Origin of the sequence: Parasphingorhabdus sp. (assembly GCF_049667325.1) — a bacterium.
Lineage (GTDB): Bacteria > Pseudomonadota > Alphaproteobacteria > Sphingomonadales > Sphingomonadaceae > Parasphingorhabdus.
In genome coordinates, this window is record NZ_JBATHY010000289.1 from 1 (window position 1) to 4,509 (window position 4,509).

Sequence of the window (4,509 nt, forward strand, 5' to 3'; positions counted from 1 at the left end):
ACATCGCCGCGCTTGTCCTGCATCCGGTAGACGCCAGGCCGCGTGGGCAGCGTGTTCAACACCTCGCGGATAGCCGCCATTCCGGCTTCGAGATCGGGCGTATCGCCCTCCCCACGCACCGCATAGGTCGCCTTGTCCTCGTTGAAACGGGACGCGGCATTGGGTTGGTCGGGTCGGTCAGCCTTGGACATGGGGCATATCTAAGCGCGCATCGTGCGCATTGCCAGAATCAATCACATCATAGTTCCCGTACAAGCAGGAACCTCGAATGAATGGTTGGAAAAAACCGGAATTGACAACTGTACCCCGCCTGCACGGGGACGACAGTGGCCTAATTCAGCGCCTTGCCGATATCGCCAATGGCTTTGTCGACCAAAGCCTTGTCCGCAGCTGCATCATGGCGTGCGGCGATCAGAGCCTGCGCTGCCTGGGTTGCGGCGGTTGCCGCCTTGGCCCTAACCTCGGCTATGGCAGAACGCTCTGCCGCGCCAATTTTTTCTTCCGCCATTTTCTTACGACGGGCGAGTAGCGCCTTGGTATCGGCCTCTGCCTGTTTGACCAGTGCAGCGGCTTCTTTTTCGGCGCCTTCCATCAACGCTTCAGCTTCCGCCTGCGCGCCAGCGGTCTTCGCTTCATATTCCGCTTTCAAAGCTTCGGCTTCTTTGCGGAGATTGGCGGCTTCGTCGAGAGTCTTCTTGATCTCGGCGATCTGCTTGTCGAGCATTGCTCCGATGATCTTGGGAACCTTTGCCCATAGCATGATGCCGAATACGATCAGCATGCCTACAGCAACCCATCCGGTTGCGTTCAGTCCGAGTGCGCTTGCTTCCGCGCCTTCTGCCAGAATCGTCAATAGCATATTCTATCTCCTTCAGCAGGCGCTCAGAAAGCGGCCTTGACCGCCTTTTTTGCATCTGCTGCCGAAACCTTGGCGCCCGAAACCGTCGCGACAATGGCTTGCGCTGCTTCAGCCGCCACGATTTCGATTTCCTTGAGAGCCGCCGTCTTGGCGGCTTTCAAAGCGGCATCGGCCTCGTCGGCCTTTTTGGCAAAGCCGGCATCGGCCCGCTTGACCGCAGCTTCGTTCTTTTTCGCCGCGCTAGCTTTGGCTTCGTTGACATTGCCAAGCGCCTCGGCCCGTGCATCATTGATACTGGTGCGATAATCGGTCTCAATTTTTTCAGCCTTGTCCTGCGCAGCCTGAGCTGCAGCAAGATCGCCGGTGATCCGCTTCTGGCGGTCATCGACCGTCTTGCTGATCTTGGGCACCATATTTTTGGCAATACCAAAATAGATGATTCCGATCACGATCAGCAGCCAGAAAAACTGGCTACCATAGACTTCCAAGAGCTGACTAATTTGAGGCATTATTCACCTGTAAATTCAAGACGCAAAACCGACGATATGGCCAAGCTGGACAAGGCCGACGCATTCAGCAGATTATTCTGCTGCTGCTTCTGCCGGTGCTTCGACTGCTGCTGGCGCATCGACAGCCGCTGCTTCTACTGCAACGACATCTGCTGTTGTAACAGCTGGCGGAGCGTAGAGAATGATCATTGCGACAGCAAAAGCGATCAGGCCGAGCAATTCGGCAGCCGCGAAGCCGATGAACAGACGTCCCTGCTGGCCGTCAGCCGCAGACGGGTTACGCAAAGCGCCTTCGAGGAAGGAACCGAAAACATTACCAACACCGGTAGCAGCGGCACCAACGCCGATTGCAGCCAGGCCAGCGCCGATAACTTGTGCAGAAGAGAGATCCATTTTTTTAACTCCGTATTGTAAAACTAGGGATTGAAAGTGACTTAGTGAAGATTTTCCGCATCGTTGATATACAGCGATGTGAGAAGAGCGAAAACATAGGCCTGAATGGCGCAAACGAGCAGTTCCAGCGCGCTGACGAAGGCGATGAAGATAATGCTGAGAACCGCAATACCCCAACTGGCACCGCCCGCGTCAATCGCCTGGATGACGAAATTTGCGAATACCTTGATCAGGATATGGCCGGCGATCATCGCAACGAACAGCCGCAACGCGAGGCTGAAGGGGCGTACAAGGAAGGACAATAGCTCGACCATGAAGATCAGCGGGATCATCACAACCGGTGTACCGTGCGGGATGAACAGGCTGAAAAACTTGAAGCCATGTTTCCAGAAGCCGACAATCAGTACAATCGAGAAGCTGATCGCAGCCAGCAGGCCGGTTACGGTAAACTGGCTGGTGACGGTGAATGGATGGATGCCGGGGATGATACCAAAGGGCATCATGCCGAGCAGATTGGAAAACAGGATGAACATGAACAGGGTGAAAACCCAGGGCGTATATTTTTTGCCGTTGGGGCCAATGCTGGTGGCAATGATATTGTCGACAAAACCGACAACGCCCTCGACCATGATCTGCCAGCGGCCGGGAACCAGCTCGCGCTTCATTCCGCCCATCATGAACACATAGAGAAGCCCCAGGACAAGGAACATCCAGAGCGCGCTATTCGTGAAACTGATCTGCTGACCGAATAAAGTGAAGCCATCAAAGATGGGCTGCACTTCAAACTGGTGCATAGGATCAATTTTGCCTTCTGTAGCCACTAATCTAACCCCTGATCGTCAATCATCATCATCTGCTATAGCCGTTCCGATGTCATCTACCGGTGGGCTCGAAATCACATAAATTTTCCTGAAGGCCACTCCCGTTCCCAGGAAGAAGAACAACAACAGGAACAATGGCGTCGTTCCAAGCCAGGTGTCAAAAAGCCACCCGAGGAAGAAACCAGCAGCCACGCCCCCAATCAGATAGCTTAGCACCCTCGCGCCGAGCCGCTGACTTTCGTCCGGCCCTTTGTTTCGGTGCCCCGCTTTGATCCGCTCTCTATTCTGTGCCGTTTCCAGTCGCTCTTCCAGCGATGAAACCCGCACATCCTCTTCGAGGGGATCCCGATCAGATTCGCTTGCTGCCATAATCGCCCCTTTAAAAGCCCCGAAGAGCGCCAAAAAGAGCCATAGATAACAGCAGGCCGACCCGCCAAGGCGCGGTCCGTTTAGGAAAGCAGCGTGCCCAAGTCAACAGCAATGCTGCAATGCGGAAATTAGGCAGTTTATACGCGGATTTTCAAGCTGGGCAGCCATGTGGCTTCGACTGCAAAAGGGACCTTGTGGTGACCTTGGGCCGAGTCCGGAAGGACTGTTGGATCTAGACCCATTATCTTGACGCAAGGTGGATTGTCGTGAAGGGTATTTGTTCGCGGCGAGGGGGCCGCCTTTTATATGGCATCAGGTTCAAAGACAGTCGTTTACGCGGCATTGGCAGGCAATAGCCTGATAGCGGTCATGAAATTTGTGGTCGCTTCGATCACCGGCAGCTCCGCCATGTTTAGTGAAGGCGTGCACTCCGTCGTCGATAGCGGCAATCAGATATTGCTGCTTTTTGGTATGAAACGCGCGACGCGGAAAGCTGATGAAAAACATCCATTTGGCTATGGAATGGAGTTATACTTCTATACTTTTGTAGTTGCGATCCTGATATTCGCGGTCGGTTCCGGTATTTCTATATATGAAGGAATTCACAGCATTGGTGATCCACAGCCGGTCCAGTCGCCCGAATGGAGCTATGGTGTTTTGATCCTGGCGATGATTTTTGAAGGAGGCGCTTGGTGGATTGCATTTCGCGAGTTTCAAAAGACGCGTGGTGATCAGTCTGTCCTTTCGGCGGTTCGCAATTCCAAGGACCCTACTGTTTTTACGATATTGTTTGAAGATAGCGCTGCGATGTTGGGGCTGATGATCGCATTCATCGGGATTCTATGTTCGCAGATATTCAACCTGCCCATATTGGATGGAATCGCATCGATTTGCATTGGTGTCGTCCTGGCCCTTGTAGCGGTGTTATTGGCGATTGAGGCAAAAGGACTGCTAATCGGGGAAGGCGCTTCTCCAGAGGTTGTTGCCGGTATCCGAGAGTTGGTTTCGACCGATAAACGCATCACGGGACTGAACGAAATTCTTACCATGCACATGGGACCGCAGGACATATTACTGGCCGCCAGCGTGGACTTCGATGACAGCTTAACCGCTGATAAAGTCGAACAGGCGATCACCGATTTTGAGCGGGTCATCAAAGAAAAATTTCCGGATGTGAAACGGATATTCATCGAAGCGCAAAGCTGGCGCCAGCATCACGCGACCGCCATCGCCGCGGGAGAAATGAGTTCACAGCGGCCTCCCGATGGGAAGTAAAAAGGAACGATCAAGAGCATGAGCAGCCAATGACTGACGCACCCGTGATCAAATCCCGTGTTCATGACCTCGAACCAGAGGACGGCCTGTTATTCGGATGCATATTGGATGGCAAGGGTGGCGGACGACTGTGTGGCTGGGCGGAAGTCGATACGACCGATATCGCAAATACGCCAATGTGGCTCCATCTGGATAATGTTTCGGCGCGGGCAGAAAACTGGCTGCGTGAAAAATCCGGCATACCGGCTTCGGTCGTGGGCGCTTTGCTGGCCAAGGAATCGCG

At 53.8% G+C, this 4,509-nt stretch carries 6 protein-coding genes and 2 pseudogenes; 2 read left to right on the forward strand and 6 right to left on the reverse strand.

What is annotated here, in order from left to right; genetic code table 11:
* From WBM93_RS12840 to WBM93_RS12865, 6 genes and pseudogenes are all read right to left on the reverse strand, one after another.
* Nucleotides 1–191 (reverse strand): hypothetical protein (locus tag WBM93_RS12840; protein WP_424432261.1); only part of this gene is annotated, 191 nt, incomplete at its 3' end.
* A gap of 140 nt (nt 192–331) precedes the next feature.
* Nucleotides 332–859 carry a F0F1 ATP synthase subunit B gene (locus WBM93_RS12845; RefSeq protein WP_424432262.1) on the reverse strand — a complete coding sequence of 176 codons (528 nt, stop codon included), beginning with the start codon at nt 857–859 and terminating at the stop codon, nt 332–334.
* A 23-nt stretch (nt 860–882) separates the two neighbouring features.
* Nucleotides 883–1,368, reverse strand: a complete 486-nt coding sequence (locus tag WBM93_RS12850; protein ID WP_424432263.1) for an ATPase — start codon at nt 1,366–1,368, stop codon at nt 883–885.
* 174 nt (nt 1,369–1,542) lie between these two features.
* A pseudogene (locus WBM93_RS12855) lies at nt 1,543–1,761 on the reverse strand (F0F1 ATP synthase subunit C); the annotation flags it as partial.
* Nucleotides 1,762–1,802: 41 nt separating this feature from the next.
* Entirely contained in the window at nt 1,803–2,555 is a 753-nt protein-coding gene (locus WBM93_RS12860; protein WP_424432264.1) for a F0F1 ATP synthase subunit A, read from the reverse strand.
* Nucleotides 2,556–2,600: 45 nt separating this feature from the next.
* The gene (locus tag WBM93_RS12865; RefSeq protein ID WP_424432265.1) at nt 2,601–2,951 is read right to left on the reverse strand and encodes an AtpZ/AtpI family protein; all 351 of its coding nucleotides are present in this window, start codon (nt 2,949–2,951) and stop codon (nt 2,601–2,603) included.
* A gap of 306 nt (nt 2,952–3,257) precedes the next feature.
* On the opposite strand from WBM93_RS12865, the gene WBM93_RS12870 reads away from it, so the two are divergent.
* Nucleotides 3,258–4,226: a cation diffusion facilitator family transporter gene (locus tag WBM93_RS12870; RefSeq protein ID WP_424432266.1), complete on the forward strand. Its 969-nt coding sequence runs from the start codon at nt 3,258–3,260 to the stop codon at nt 4,224–4,226.
* A 29-nt stretch (nt 4,227–4,255) separates the two neighbouring features.
* Nucleotides 4,256–4,509, forward strand: a pseudogene (locus WBM93_RS12875) (hypothetical protein); the annotation flags it as partial.

Bases quoted from the DNA above. Each gene is read 5' to 3' on its own strand.
- WBM93_RS12870 (WP_424432266.1), top strand. From the start codon at position 3,258: ATGGCATCAGGTTCAAAGACAGTCGTTTACGCGGCATTGGCAGGCAAT.
- WBM93_RS12845 (WP_424432262.1), bottom strand. From the start codon at position 859: ATGCTATTGACGATTCTGGCAGAAGGCGCGGAAGCAAGCGCACTCGGA.
- WBM93_RS12860 (WP_424432264.1), bottom strand. From the start codon at position 2,555: ATGCACCAGTTTGAAGTGCAGCCCATCTTTGATGGCTTCACTTTATTC.
- WBM93_RS12865 (WP_424432265.1), bottom strand. From the start codon at position 2,951: ATGGCAGCAAGCGAATCTGATCGGGATCCCCTCGAAGAGGATGTGCGG.
- WBM93_RS12850 (WP_424432263.1), bottom strand. From the start codon at position 1,368: ATGCCTCAAATTAGTCAGCTCTTGGAAGTCTATGGTAGCCAGTTTTTC.